Source organism: Brotaphodocola sp. (assembly GCF_983179755.1).
This window is the reverse complement of sequence record NZ_CFAHBC010000001.1, coordinates 13,096-27,475: the sequence shown is the minus strand read 5'-3', so window position 1 is coordinate 27,475 and position 14,380 is coordinate 13,096. Positions and strand designations below refer to the sequence as shown.

General features: G+C 47.4%; 11 protein-coding genes and 1 tRNA gene. 3 read left to right on the top strand and 9 right to left on the bottom strand.

The window, feature by feature from the left end; genetic code table 11:
- Positions 1-1,171: 1,171 nt before the first annotated feature.
- A complete protein-coding gene (locus tag AC4EVX_RS00110; protein WP_177978507.1) occupies positions 1,172-2,725 on the bottom strand; it encodes an ABC-F family ATP-binding cassette domain-containing protein in 1,554 nt (517 codons plus the stop codon).
- Between the two features lie 235 nt (positions 2,726-2,960).
- Here AC4EVX_RS00110 and AC4EVX_RS00105 point away from each other — a divergent pair, with 235 nt between their 5' ends.
- Positions 2,961-3,188 (top strand): FeoA family protein, encoded by a 228-nt coding sequence (locus AC4EVX_RS00105; RefSeq protein ID WP_177978505.1) that lies wholly within the window; start codon positions 2,961-2,963, stop codon positions 3,186-3,188.
- Between the two features lie 161 nt (positions 3,189-3,349).
- On the opposite strand, the gene AC4EVX_RS00100 is transcribed toward AC4EVX_RS00105, so the two are convergent.
- Positions 3,350-3,949 carry a hydrolase gene (locus AC4EVX_RS00100; protein ID WP_177978503.1) on the bottom strand — a complete coding sequence of 200 codons (600 nt, stop codon included), beginning with the start codon at positions 3,947-3,949 and terminating at the stop codon, positions 3,350-3,352.
- Between the two features lie 148 nt (positions 3,950-4,097).
- On the opposite strand from AC4EVX_RS00100, the gene AC4EVX_RS00095 reads away from it, so the two are divergent.
- Positions 4,098-4,168: transfer RNA gene (locus tag AC4EVX_RS00095), tRNA-Gly, on the top strand.
- Between the two features lie 323 nt (positions 4,169-4,491).
- Complete coding sequence (locus AC4EVX_RS00090) at positions 4,492-4,632, top strand: hypothetical protein (protein ID WP_177978501.1); 141 nt, start codon at positions 4,492-4,494, stop codon at positions 4,630-4,632.
- A gap of 123 nt (positions 4,633-4,755) precedes the next feature.
- Here the strand turns inward: AC4EVX_RS00090 and AC4EVX_RS00085 are convergent, their stop codons facing one another.
- The 7 genes from AC4EVX_RS00085 to AC4EVX_RS00055 all read right to left on the bottom strand — a co-directional run bounded on the left by AC4EVX_RS00085 (position 4,756) and on the right by AC4EVX_RS00055 (position 14,293).
- Positions 4,756-5,175, bottom strand: coding sequence for an HIT family protein (locus AC4EVX_RS00085; RefSeq protein ID WP_177978499.1), 420 nt, complete (start codon positions 5,173-5,175; stop codon positions 4,756-4,758).
- A gap of 316 nt (positions 5,176-5,491) precedes the next feature.
- Positions 5,492-6,385: an ABC transporter permease gene (locus tag AC4EVX_RS00080; RefSeq protein WP_177978497.1), complete on the bottom strand. Its 894-nt coding sequence runs from the start codon at positions 6,383-6,385 to the stop codon at positions 5,492-5,494.
- Positions 6,363-7,325 carry an ABC transporter ATP-binding protein gene (locus AC4EVX_RS00075; RefSeq protein WP_177978575.1) on the bottom strand — a complete coding sequence of 321 codons (963 nt, stop codon included), beginning with the start codon at positions 7,323-7,325 and terminating at the stop codon, positions 6,363-6,365. The genes AC4EVX_RS00080 and AC4EVX_RS00075 overlap by 23 nt, the downstream gene beginning before the upstream one ends.
- A 30-nt stretch (positions 7,326-7,355) precedes the next feature.
- On the bottom strand, positions 7,356-9,920 hold the full coding sequence (locus tag AC4EVX_RS00070; protein ID WP_490159319.1) for a DUF8725 domain-containing protein: 2,565 nt from the start codon (positions 9,918-9,920) through the stop codon (positions 7,356-7,358).
- 158 nt (positions 9,921-10,078) lie between these two features.
- Positions 10,079-11,170, bottom strand: coding sequence for a sensor histidine kinase (locus tag AC4EVX_RS00065; RefSeq protein ID WP_177978573.1), 1,092 nt, complete (start codon positions 11,168-11,170; stop codon positions 10,079-10,081).
- 43 nt (positions 11,171-11,213) lie between these two features.
- Positions 11,214-11,918 (bottom strand): response regulator transcription factor, encoded by a 705-nt coding sequence (locus AC4EVX_RS00060; RefSeq protein WP_177978493.1) that lies wholly within the window; start codon positions 11,916-11,918, stop codon positions 11,214-11,216.
- Between the two features lie 233 nt (positions 11,919-12,151).
- Complete coding sequence (locus AC4EVX_RS00055) at positions 12,152-14,293, bottom strand: RNA degradosome polyphosphate kinase (protein WP_177978571.1); 2,142 nt, start codon at positions 14,291-14,293, stop codon at positions 12,152-12,154.
- Positions 14,294-14,380 lie beyond the last annotated feature (87 nt).

The window sequence follows — 14,380 nt, the reverse complement described above, 5'->3', positions numbered from 1 at the left end:
TATTTGTATACCTACCATTCCCAAATCTGCCGGGTGGACGAGCGAAACGTTCACCCGGCAGACTTTTTATACTCTTTTTTATTATCTTATATTAGGTAATGGTCTCCCTGTATTCTCTTTCTTACATTTTTTTCTTTGCCTCAGCATGATAGCCTGCTAGTTCAATCTCGTATCTCAATATTTTCCCTCAGCCTGACGAAAGCTCTGCGCATAACGAATACATCCATCCATTCCAGAAATGCATGGGAATTGATCGGTCTGCACGCACTATCCTCAGACACTTTCATCTGCTGATGTCACGCATTTTTGCACAACAAAACTTCCGGAATCTCGCTTTCATACACAACTACTCGCTCATCCAGATCGGGATATGGCGCATCCGCACGGAACGCTGAGTCTGAAACGCCTCATCCGTATCGTATGTCACACCGAACTTTGCGGTGCCACTTCAGAATTTTTCCTGACACGAAACTTCCTATATAACAAAATCACGCGCCAAGTCGATGCTTGCGTCGACTTGAACTTCTTATAACTCAACTAAAGTACTGAACCGTTATGAACACTCAGATTTTTTGATTTTCAGATAACCGTTTTCCGGTCATGATTTTACACAGACTGATTTCTTAATAATTAAATCTAAATCTTTTTACTGCAAAAACTCACTCAAATACATCTTACCCATCTATCCATTTGCCATGCCAGACATCGCACACCTCTCATCTTCCGCATTTATCTTGACGCTAACCTGATTTTTCACAGACCAACATCCCTTTGCGGACATTCGATTTGCTTTTTCTGCATGCAAAACACACTGCTCCCAAACTGCTTCAAACTTTTATTAAATAATAAAATAATGAAACTCCCAATTATGAATGATAACGGATTCAGACAATCTCTGACGTTCAGATCCTCAAGATTTTTGGATACGCAACAGATATGATAGCACAGGAACCGGCAGATTGCAACTGTTTTTCTCTGTCAAAAAATCCACTGCCACTCATGCCCCGGTTATCGTTCATGCGTTGCAAAAACTATATCATATGAGATAAAGAGGCAGAACCTGCCCGCCATCCACTCTGAGTCACAAAAAAACGCTCAGAGATGACAGCTGGCAAATTCTAAACTTCTTTCTCCTGTTTCTTAATCAATCTTTCTTTTTTTCTCTTATTATTTAACCTCTGAGACAGAACTCACTGCAATCCACAACGCGGGTTGCCAGTCCCTCATAGAATTCCGGCTCATGGCAGATCAGAAGAATACTGCCCTTGTATGCCTTCAGCGCCCGCTTAAGTTCTTCCTTTGCCTCCACATCGAGATGGTTTGTCGGCTCGTCGAGAAGCAGGACATTGGTCTCACGGTTCATCAGCTTGCACAGACGCACCTTCGCCTGCTCACCACCGCTGAGCACACGCACCTGACTCTCGATATGCTTCGTTGTCAGACCGCATTTTGCAAGAGCGGAACGCACCTGATACTGGGTGTACGACGGGAATTCCTTCCAGATCTCCTCGATACAGGTCGTCGTGTTGCCCGGAGCCATCTCCTGTTCAAAATATCCGGTATAGAGATAATCTCCAAGTTCCACACTGCCAGAGAGAGACGGGATCAGTCCAAGAATACTTTTCAAGAGAGTTGTCTTTCCGATTCCATTTGCTCCGCGCAGAACAACTTTCTCCCCGCGCTCCATCATCAGATTCACCGGTTTCGTCAGCGGTTCGTCATAACCAATCACAAGATCCTTCGTCTCAAAAATCAGCTTTCCGGAGGTTCTCGCCTCCATAAACTGAAACTCTGGCTTCGGCTTCTCCTTCGCAAGCTCAATGACTTCCATCTTGTCGAGCTTCTTCTGACGGGACATCGCCATATTTCTCGTTGAGACGCGCGCCTTATTTCTCGCAACAAAATCCTCAAGTTCCGCAATCTCCTGTTGCTGACGCTTGTAAGCCGCCTCAAGCTGGGCTTTCTTTGCCGCATAAACCTCCTCAAAGTGGTGGTAATCACCCACATAGCGGTCGAGTTTCTGATTCTCCATATGGTAAACAAGGTTGATAACGCTGTTCATGAACGGCACATCGTGAGAAATCAGGATAAACGCATTTTCATACTCCTGAAGATAGCGCTTGAGCCATTCAATATGCTGTTCATCGAGATAGTTTGTCGGCTCGTCGAGAAGCAGAATATCCGGCTTTTCAAGCAACAGCTTGCCGAGAAGAACCTTGGTTCTCTGACCTCCAGACAATTCCGACACATCCTTATCCAATCCGATCTCAAGCAGTCCGAGCGCGCGCGCAACCTCCTCAACCTTACTGTCAATGATATAAAAATCGTGTGCCATCAGAAGATCCTGAATCGTGCCAAGCTCCTCCATCATCTCATTCATCTCATCCTCAGATGCCATACCCATTCGGTCACAGATCTCATTCATCTGAGTTTCCATCTCGAACAGATAAGAAAATGCGCTCTTCAGGACATCGCGGATTGTCATCCCCTTCTCAAGAACCGTATGCTGGTCAAGATAACCGGCGCGAACGTGCTTCGCCCACTCAACTTTTCCCTCATCAGGCTGAAGTTTTCCAGTGATAATGCTCATGAACGTAGATTTTCCCTCTCCGTTCGCGCCGACAAGTCCAATGTGCTCTCCTTTTAAAAGTCGGAAGGAAACATCCTGAAAAATTGCGCGGTCTCCAAATCCGTGGCTGAGATGTTCAACATTTAAAATACTCAAATTTCTTTCTCCTTTTTTTATTCATTCATGCACGTTCCCATGAAATCTCCTCATGACTGATTCCATAAGAACACCCGTTACTATCCACGCATTGCACAAACAGTAACAAACTTTTCGTCTTGTTTGATTCCTGCCTACTTTTTTATTTTTATAAACAGGAACAGAGTATGACCCGCACATTCCTCCATGATCCAGCATATTCTGATTCCAACACGGCTTTCAAGAGGAGACTGGCATGGTCCTTCCGCTCACCTATTTAAAATCCGGCGAGGAAGGGCGCGTAGTCTGGATTGCCAGCGATCTGCTTATGCGCCAGCGCCTTGCAGATCAGGGGATTGCTCCGGGAGCCTGCCTGATCTGCGTTCTGAAACCGACCCGTTACGGAATGAGTGCCTATCGGATCAACAAATCCGTTATCGCACTGCGTCGGGAGACAGTCGGTGAAATCTTTGTGGAATTATAAGACAAGACATTGCTGATCCGATTACTTCAGACCCGGACGCTCCATCGTTACTGTTCACGCTTTGCGCAAACAGCAACGGATTTTGCCGATGCTTCGCATTCCAAATCGGCAAAATCTGCTACCATCACTGTATCATACGGCATTTTCAGTTCAGAAAATGCCTACCGTGTACAGTAACGCTCCATTTCTTCATTTACAGAATCTTCGCAGGAACGCATTGCCTCAATCGTATCAGCAAAGAGCTGATCAAGTTCCCATCCCAGACGCTCTGCGCCGGTCCGAATCACATCACGGGAGCATCCCGCTGCAAATTTCTTATCCTTGAACTTCTTTTTCAGGCTGGAAACTTCCATGTCTTTCGTACTCTTTGACGGGCGCATTTTCGCCGTTGCACCGATCAGACCAGTCAGCTCATCCGATGCAAACAACACCTTCTCCATCTCATGTTTCGGCTCCACCTCACAGCAAATTCCATATCCATGAGAGCAGATCGAAGTAATCATATCCTCCCCCACTCCTGCCTCGCGCAGAAGTTCCGGTGCCTTGATGCAGTGCTGCTCCGGATACTGCTCAAAATCCACATCGTGAAGCAGTCCGGTGATTCCCCAGTACTCTGCCTCATCGCCATAGCCGAGCTTCTCTGAATACCATCTCATCACACCTTCCACCGTCAGACCGTGCAGAATGTGAAATGGTTCCTTGTTGTATTTCTGAAGAAGTGCCAGAGCCTCTTCCCGCGTCAGTTTCGATACTCTTTCCATCGCAAATCGCCTCCAAAATTTCATTTCCTATGTCGATTTCTTATGTCTGATTCAGTATACACCAAAATTCTTGTTTTCCAAACAGTTTTCTCGTTTTTTCTCGGTTGAAATTCCCCCTCTTTTATGATACAATAAAAAAGTTCCAACTGCAGATATAGTTCATCGGTAGAACATCAGCTTCCCAAGCTGAGGAGGCGGGTTCGATTCCCGTTATCTGCTTCATATGTCAGAAGAACCCTTATTTTACAAGGGTTCTTTTTTTGTCCGGAACTAAAATGAAACTATTTTTCCATCCATTTTCACTCTACAAAAGGCGCATTCTCCTCATCGCAATCTTTATACGTTCTTAACATTTCCTTAACAACTTTTTAACAGACTATTTTTATGTTTTCTTTATATTGTGTATGGATTTTGTTAAGAAGTGTCAATATCTCTTTTATTTTTTTGTTTTTCATGTACAATAGGAACTGGATCGAAAAGAGATACATATCTATGGAATATATCCCATCTCTATTCGGCAGATGATTGACAGGAGGTGCGACATGATTGGATTGTGGCTTATTTTAATTTTGTATGGTATCATTGGTGGTCTTTCAACACTTTCCATGGTGATCGGAATTCCTGCAATCGTCGTGTGGAAAATCTACCGCAAGATTGTCCACCACATTCCACTTAGCTGTTAGCAAACATGTGGCTATCCCACCACATATTTTTATTTGATAACAGACTCTTTCCCAAAAAAAAGTAGCAGACCCGCATTCCCGGCGGAATCTGCTACTTTTTAATATTTATGTGTTTTTCAGATCTTACAGTGCCTGGCGGATCTTCTCTGCGATCTCCTCATACTCGGCATCCGTCAGAGTTACCTTGCCCGGATTCATCTCAAATGTACCGCCCCACTCGTACTGATCCTTGTACTTCGGAACCAGATGCATGTGCAGATGGCAACCGGTATCACCGTATGCACCGTAGTTTACCTTCTCCGGATGGAATACCTTATGAATTGCACGAGAAGCCTTTGCAACATCTGCAAAGAAAGCATTTCTCTCCTCATCCGTCAGCTCAATCATCTCGCTGATGTGCTTGTCATGAGCAAGAATCAGACGACCCGGATGGCTCTGCTCCTTAAATACATACAGAAAACCGGTGTCCATCTTGCAAACCGGATATGCAAACTTTGCAACCAGTTCTCCCTGCATACAATATGCGCAATTTACGTCTTTCATGTTATTTCCTTCCTTTTCTCGTATTTTGATCCTGCCATAACTGTTCCATCACAACTCTCTGATTTTCCAGCTACATTCTGTCTCTATTTTACTCTGATCTACCTTTTCCCGCAACCTGTTTTTCATTACAATTCATGTATTGCCCCGCAGTGATTCGAACAAATTTAACTCTTACCTCAAAAAAAGGGGAGCCTCTTGAAGCCCCCTGAAACTTTTCCTTGAAGACTCCCTTGAAAGGCTATTCTCTCTCCTTTCTCCTCCCCCCAAGATTTCCGATCCCTCCCCTTCTGGCACAAACATCCGAAGCCAAACACCTTTATCTCCGCTTCCACGACTCCACACAGCGAATCGCGACCAGAATCAAAAGGCCTGCACACACAAACTGCAGGACAACACTGATCACCGTCCAGTTTGCCGTCACCAGATTCCATCCATGATCGCCAAACCAGTCCGTCACATTCACTGCCTGCTGTTCTCTTCCTGTCAGGCGCGCAATCGTCAAAAGAAACGTGGAAAGTGGATTAATCAGCATCAGATACAGGAAATTTCCAGAGCTCGCCGAGCCTACACTCCGCCCCATCGAAACCAGATAACTGTCCATATTCATCCCGCTCAGATAATAGACAAACTCATTGATCCCATAAGTTCCGACAACACTCAGAGCCGTGATTCCATATGAGACTGCAGTCGCCAGTGTCGAACGCCCAAAAATTGCAGAACAGCTAATTCCAAGACTTCCGACAAAAAGCGCCGATGCCAGATAACAGATCATCAAAAGCCCGACATCCTTCAGTGTCACTCCTCCGTAGACAAAAACGAGTGATACAATCGGAAAACTCGACACAATCATCAGAAAAACTGTGCTCAGCGCCGATGCGAGCTTTCCAAGCACAATCTCCGACGGCTTCATTTTCGTTGTCAGCATAAGTTCAAGCGTCTGACGTTCCCGCTCTCCGCTGATGCTCCCGGATGTGATCGCCGGCATGATAAAAATCAGCATCATAAATTCCAGAACCGCGACAAACAGATAGAGATCAAGAAAGCTCGAGTACTGAACCTCCGCCGTCATCCGCACCTGTGCGAGATTGGAATACATATTGAGCAGTGCCACAAGCGCCAGAATTCCGTTAAAGACCAGCAACATCAGCGCGAGCTTAAAACTTCTCGCACTGACCATAATCTCGCGTTTATAGACCGGATTCGTCTTCATAAGAGAGCACCACCCTTTCCTTCTGGTGATTTGTAATCTGCATAAACAACGCCTCAAGACTTCCTGCCTCGCGCACAAATCCCCGAATTTTTACACCTGCCTCGACGAGTCTGCGAAGAAGCTCACACTCCGCCTCAGCATCCCCGTCAAATCCGGCGACAATCTCCTGATCGCGCACACTGATCGTCCGCACAAGAACCTCCTCCTTGAGCAGCTGCATCGCGGTCGGAAGATTTTCCTGAACCGTGATAATAAGCGGTCTGGATGTATGAATCTGGTTCATAATCTGATCCATCGTTCCGCTCAAAACAAGTTTTCCAGAATCGATGATTCCGATATCCGTGCAGAGTTCTGAGAGATCTGAGAGCAGATGTGAACTGATCAGAATCGTCTTTCCCTGCTCATGAAGCTCCTGCACCGTATCCCGAAATTCGAGTCTCGTCCGCGGATCAAGCCCTGCCGTCGGCTCATCCATAATCAAGAACTGCGGATCATGGATCAGCGCTCTCGCCAGACAGAGACGCTGTTTCATTCCCCTCGAAAGGCTGTCAACAAAGAAATCTCTCTTGTCTCCAAGTCCCACCTGCTCAAGCAGAATCTCCGCCCGCTTCCTCGCCTTGAGTCCCTCCATCCCGTAACAGGATGCAAAGAACTCCATATATTCCGAAACCTTGAGATTGTCATACACGCCAAAATGATCCGGCACATATCCAAACTTCTCTTTTACCCGCTCCGGCTCCCTGATCGCATCGACGCCGTCAATCTCGACTTCCCCTGCGTCCGGCAACAGAAGCCCACTCATGATGCGGATCGTCGTCGTCTTTCCCGCTCCGTTCGGTCCGACAAAGCCGTAGAGCGCTCCCGCCTTGATCTCCATATTCATGTCCTCAAGAACGCGGTAATTTCCAAATTTCTTCTTTAAATTTCGTATCTTTAACATATTTACTGTATCTGTATCTGCCATCTCTGATCAGCGCTCCTTTCCCGCTACCATCGGCATCGGAAGCTGAATGGAACTGTATCCTCCCGATCCGTCATAGACGTAGCGCACCGTGATTGTATTTGCCGGTGACAGATAAAGTTTGAGCTGATCAACCGTCATCGTCTGTCCATCAAGGTCAATGAGATCATAGTTTCCGCTTCCATAGTTGTAGAAATAAATTCCACCGGAAAATGCCTCGCTGTAACCTCCGCCATTTTTGAGGAAAATCTCTGAAATCGGCTCAAGCGTCAGGCTTTCCACCTCAATATCCCCGCCAAGCTGATACTCAAGCGTCAGCGGTTCCGAAGCCCCCATCGTGTTTGTCTGCTCCTCATACGTTCCGCTGATCACAGTCGGAGCCTTCATCAGCGCCGAACGGTAGATCATCGGATCACTTGAAGAATTCACTGCCAAAGACGAGGTCAGAAGCGTCAGACCATAGGTGTCCTCAGACGGGGTTTTCAAAAATGCGGATTCCTCTTTCTCCGTGCTGAATGCAAGCACTCTCGCATCCGCCGTATACCCGTTTAAATAATTGTCAAGATAAAATTTGAGGAGATTTGAGCGCTCGAGCGCCAGCAGATACTCCTTATTCCGAATGTCCGTCGCGGTAAACGCGCTCTCTCCCGAGATCTGGTCTGCGACGACATAAGAATCTCCGAGCGGAAAACGAATCAGTTCCAGATCGTTTAACTTTTTCGTCTCCCCTGCCTCCATCGGACCGATTTTCACCATCGTTCCATAAAGCATCAGCGTCGTATTTTCGAGTGCAAACGGAAAGTGATTCGTGATACTTCCGCTGATTTTTCCCTCAAAATAGCGAACCTCGCCCGTGATTCCAACCTGCTCACTGTTCTCCTGTTTGCGCTCAAGCTGGAAATAGCGCGGAGCAAATGCCGGGATCCCCTGTCCCTGGATTCTCGTCTCATCCTCTAAATAGCTCACAACAATCTGGCTCAGCGTTGTACTGGAAAAATCTGACTGCTCCGATGAGTCGTTGTAAAGCGAGCTTCGTGTAATCGGAAGAATGGAATACTCCGGACTCAGCTCAACCGTGTACGGTCGGTTGTAAGGATTGCGAATATTGACATAAGTGTTGTCTGTCACATAGTCCGCCGTCACATCGCGAATCGACGCGTAAGTATAAAATGTTGAGCGGAAACGCGTCCGGCTCCCGAGCAGATAGATCAGTCCGGCAAACACAACCGAGAGCACAACAACTCCTCTTCGGTAATACCCCTGCAATTCCCGATCTCTCAAAAAGAGATACATGCCTGGTCCGAGAACGCCGAGATAGACGACGACAACGCAGACATAGAGCGCAAGATTCGGCAGTTTGTTCACATCTCCGGTATTGATCAGGCTTTGCATCGACCAGAACTTTGAGGAATTTCCGCTGTAAACCAGCTCCGAGAGCTGATTGATCCGGCTGTCCCCGAGCAAACTCGTGAAAAAGTGATCCACATAGGAGGGATGAGCCTCACAGAAGGACTGAATATCACCCAGATCAAACGAGGCGACCGCAATGATTCCCTGCTCCTTCGCAGTCGCCGTCAGCAGAGAGAGTCCATTGCTTGAGAGAATCACATTTCCCCCATGAAGCGAGAAATCCACACACGAGAGCGCAAGCATTCCCTCACTCGGATCTTCGAGTGCAAATCCTTCCCCGAGATTGATATGGCGGAGACTCGGTGTTCCGTAGGAATCGTCGAGAAGCTCCGGCGCAAAACGACCGAGCGTGTCATCGACCCTCGCTCCGGTTCCGAGAATCAGAAGCCCTCCGTCGTGTACCCAGTCCATGATCGCCGCAGTCTGGCGTTCTGAGAGCTTTCTCAGCTTGTAATCGTTGACAATCAGCACATCGAGAAGATTTAATCCCACATCATCCTCCGGAAACTCCTCCCCAGGCAGATCAAAGGTTCTCGTGCGAAGTGTGCTGTAACGAATCCCGACTCCGTTAAAATACTCAAGCTCTTCCGGATGATCGGACAGAATTCCGATAAACATCTCCGGCACATCCCGGTTTACATTGAGTTTCACCGTCTTTGTCAGAAGTTCCGTCCCATCCTCCGCAAGAAGTGTCACATAGAGACGACTCGCCCCGGTTCCGACCGGAATATAGTACGTCTTCTTGCATGTCTCCGCTCCTGCAACTTCAATCTCATAATCATAGCGGTAAACCGTTCCGTCCGACTCCGCTGACTTTACCTGAATCGTTCCATTTAAACTTGTGTCCCGGGTATTGCCAATCTTGACAGCGAGAGGCAGATAGCGTCCTCCCTTTGCAGTATTGTCATAGCCGTAGGCGATTTCCATCGAGATTCCCGCATTCTCTTCCTGCGTATTCTCCGCCCCGTCACTGTTTGTTCCTACCTGCTTCGTCTCATTTTCAGCTGTTTCTGTTTCTTCTGACCCGGAAACTGTTTTTGTCCCTCTCGTCTCTGTAAAAGACGGCACAAATGTTTCTGCCGTCATTCCATAACTCGTTTCCCATTTTCCTGCTATTCCGATCGCAAAACCACAAAGGAGGAAGACAGCTACTGTCTTAGCCATCTTCCTTCTCCCTGATTTTGCCGATTTGAAATATGTTTGAAGGTTCAACCCCTCTCACCTCTTTCTAACTTGCTTCTTGCTTTCTGCTACTTGCTTTTTACTTTCTGCTTTTGCTTCCTGCTTTTTACTTCTTGCTTTTTTCGGTCGCTCTTCTTCACTCATCCAAAATGCTCCCGATTTACATCAAAATTTACCTGGAGCACAACCGTAAACACAGTTCCGTCAAGATCACTCTTTACGCTGATCGTTCCACCGTGCATATCCACGATATTCTTCACAATCGCAAGCCCCAGTCCGGTGCCTCCGGTGTGTGTCGAACGCGACTGCTCCACGCGGTAAAACTTCTCAAAGATCAGCGGAAGTTCCTCCGCCGGAATCACATATCCATAGTTCGTCACTGAGATCTGAACCGTCTCATCCTCCGCATTGATCTTCAGGATGATCCGTTTTCCCTCTGCGCCATACTTGATTGCATTGTTGATCAGATTGTCAAAAAGTCTCGCAAGCAGATTTCCATCTGCTGTGATGATCTTTGCCGGAACATTGCTCTGTAGCTCATAGGAGAGTCCCTTATCCGCAAAATTCGGATAGAATTCCTCAAGAAGCTGTCCCAAAAGTTTCACGATGTCCACCTGAGACACATGCATCGCAATTTTTCCGTAATTCATCTTTGTAAATCCAAACAGATCCTCAATCAGCTTTTCGAGGCGTCTCGACTTGCTGTATGCAATATCGATATATTTCTTCTGCATCTCCGGCGGAAGCTGTACATTTCCCGACAAGAGTTCGAGATAACCGATGATCGAGGTCAGAGGCGTTCGCAGATCATGAGCGACGTTCGTGATCAGCTCATTTTTCGTCCGCTCCGACTCCCTCTCCTTGTCCATGAGTTTGCGGATCTCCTCAACCATCTTGTTCAGACTCTCCGCCATCGACGAGAACTCATCGTCCCCGACCACATCAACTGTCGTGTTTAAATCTCCCTCCGCAATGCTGTTCATCGCATCGGAAATCTTTCCCACATACCGGACAGACCGGTCCTGAAGCATCAGAAACGTGACGGAAAACACAAGAATTCCCACCAGCACATAGCCGAGCACAATGATCACATCTGATTCCCCGATCATGCCAAGGAGTGCATTGTCCCACTCCGATTTTTTCGCATATCCTGCCAGCATTGTCAGATTCGTCACAAGAAACATCTCCACGAGACAGGCGAGAAGTGTGCTGTATACAATATTCGCAATCATCCTGGTCTGATAGCGATGTGAGAAATCCTGCCGGCTGTTCTTTTTATTTTTCAATTTTATATCCTACCCCCCAAACGGTGGTGATAATCTTATCCTGACGTTCATCTTCCTTCATCTTGCCACGCAGACGACGGATATGTACCATGACAGTGTTATTTGCCTCATACACCTTCTCATTCCAGACCTTCTCGAAAATCTCATCGGTGCTGAAGACTTTTCCCGGATTCGACGCCAGCAGATAGAGGATGTCGAATTCGATCGGCGTCAGCTTGACTTCCTCCCCATAGACCGTCACCTTATGATTGTCCTTGTTGATCGTCAGACCGCGGATGCTGATCTCATTCTTCACCGTCTCATGCACAGTGCTGTTCGGATTAAACTGCGTATAACGGCGAAGCTGGGACTTAACTCGCGCGGTAAGCTCAAGCGGATTAAACGGTTTGACCACATAGTCATCAGCTCCGGTTCCAAGTCCCAGAATCTTGTCGAGATCCGTGGACTTCGCGCTCAGCATGATGATCGGAATGTTGTTCGTCTCACGGATCTTCTTGCACATCTCAAGTCCGTTCATCCCCGGCATCATGATGTCCAGAAGGCAGAGCTGAATGTCCTCCTTGTCGAGGATCTCCAGTCCCTCCTGTGCATTGTTTGCCTTAAATACCTTATACCCGTCGCTGACCAGATAAATCTCCACGAGATCCGCGATCTCCTGCTCATCGTCCACTACCAGAATGCTAGTCTCTGCCATTTCTTTTTCCTCCCCATACAAAATGCAACCGAAAATGTTCGGCTGTTTTTCTCTATCTTCATTCAATCCTGTTTATGTATATCAATGATTTTGTATTTTTTGTCATAATTTGCTCTTTAATTTTAACATAAAACAACTGCCCGTGCCTTACTTTTTTCTAACAAAAAGGGGAAGATTTTCCATCTTCCCCTAAATCTTTCAAATACTCTGAAATTGACCGGATATGTCTCTCACTATGCCTCTGCCGGCACAAAAACTCTCGTGTTGTGAACGTCATTTCCTGCATTGTACGCCCTGGCATTTGCAATTGCCTCCTCGCAAAACTGGTTCTGCGCCATCACAAGCGTCTTTCCGCGTTTGTCTACCTTCTCATACGTTCCATCCGGCTGTAAAATGTGTGCCTTCACATTGTCCTCAAGCTGAACTTTGAGAATGTGAATCACTCGTTCCTTGAGTTCTGGATCTTCAACCGGGAACATGATCTCGACACGCTTGTCAAGGTTTCTCGGCATCCAGTCTGCACTTCCCATGTAGACCTCCGAGGAACCATCATTTTCAAAGTAGAAAATTCTTGCATGCTCAAGGAAATTTCCGACGATCGAGTGCACACTGATGTTCTCGGAAAGCCCCGGAACTCCTGCCCGCAGACAGCAAATTCCGCGCACGACAAGCTCAATCTTCACGCCCGCGCACGAAGCCTCATAGAGATTTGCGATGATCTCCTTATCACACAGGGAATTCATCTTCGCCATGATGTGTGCCGACCGTCCCTGGCGCGCATGCTCCGTCTCTCTTCGAATCATCTTGATAAAACGGCTGCGAAGCCACAGCGGTGCGAGGGACAGCTTGTTCCATGTCGGTGGCTCGGAATATCCCGAAAGCATATTGAAGACCGCGGTTGCGTCCTCTCCATACTGAGGCGCACAGGTCATGAGACCGCAATCCGTGTAGAGTTTTGCAGTCGAATCGTTGTAGTTTCCGGTTCCAAGATGGACATATCTGCGGATTCCGTCTTCCTCTCTTCTCACGACAAGCGTAATCTTGCAGTGAGTCTTCAGACCGACAAGACCATAGATAACGTGACAGCCCGCCTTCTCAAGCATCTTTGCCCAGTTGATATTATTTTCCTCATCGAATCGCGCTTTCAGCTCAACGAGAACGGAAACCTGTTTTCCGTTGTCTGCCGCCTCGGCAAGGGCCGCAACAATCGGAGAATGACCGCTGACACGGTAAAGCGTCTGCTTAATTGCGAGCACATTCGGGTCTTTCGATGCAGAGCGCACGAAATTCACAACCGGATCGAAGGTCTCATATGGATGATGAAGGAGAATATCTCCTTTTCGGATGTTTGCAAAAATATCGTCGTCATTCATCAATTCCGGAACCGGCTGAGGCGTGTAAGACGGGGATTTGAGTCCCTCAAATCCTGCCATTCCATACATTTTCATCAGGAAGGTCAAATCAAGGGGGCCATTGATCTCGTAAATATCCTCCTCACCGACAGAGAGCTCGCGCTTGAGAATCTTCAACAGACGACGGTCAACTTTCTCCTCGACCTCAAGACGGATAACCTCGCCCCACTGGCGCTTCTTGAGCTGTTTCTGGATCTCCACAAGCAGGTCTTCTGCCTCCTCCTCATCGAGGGTGAAATCGGCATTTCTCATGATGCGGAACGGATGCGCACTCACGATATTATAGTTCAGGAAGAGATCTTTCATATTGCGCTCAATGATCTCCTCGAGAAGGATCACACGGTGCTCTCCATCCTCACCCTCCGGCAGCTCCACGATGCGCGGAAGCACAGACGGAACCTGAACCATCGCAAATTCGAGATCTTTCTCCTTCTCATCGCCCTTCTTCTGAACGAGGGCCGCAATGTTTAACGACTTGTTGCGAATCAGCGGGAACGGGCGGGAGGAATCCACAGCCATCGGTGTCAGCACCGGATAGACATTCTCGTGGAAGAAACGGTCAACAAACTCTCCATCCTTCTCGTCGAGATCCTCGTGTTCCCAGACGACACAAAGTCCCTGCTGTTTCAGCGCCGGGAGCAGAGAACGGCTGTATGTCGAATACTGAAGATTCACAAACTCATGCGTCTTCTCTCCGATCTTTGCAAGCTGTTCCTCCGGTCTGAGACCCGCAATATCCGGCTTCTTATAGCGCGCATGCACCTGATCTTTCAGAGATGCCACGCGAACCATGAAAAACTCATCGAGATTTGAGGCAGTGATACTTAAAAACTTCAGTCTCTCAAACAGCGGAATCGATTTGTCCCGCGCCTCATTCAAAATTCTAAAATCGAACTCCAGCCAACTGAGTTCACGGTTTACATAGTTTTTCGGATCGGTGTAATCTCTCTCTGCCAACTCCATCTTGTCCACTTTTCCGGCTTTCTCCAGCTTTTCCTGTTTCCCGGTCTTCTCTGTTTTTTCTGCCTTATCTACTTTAATTGTCTTATC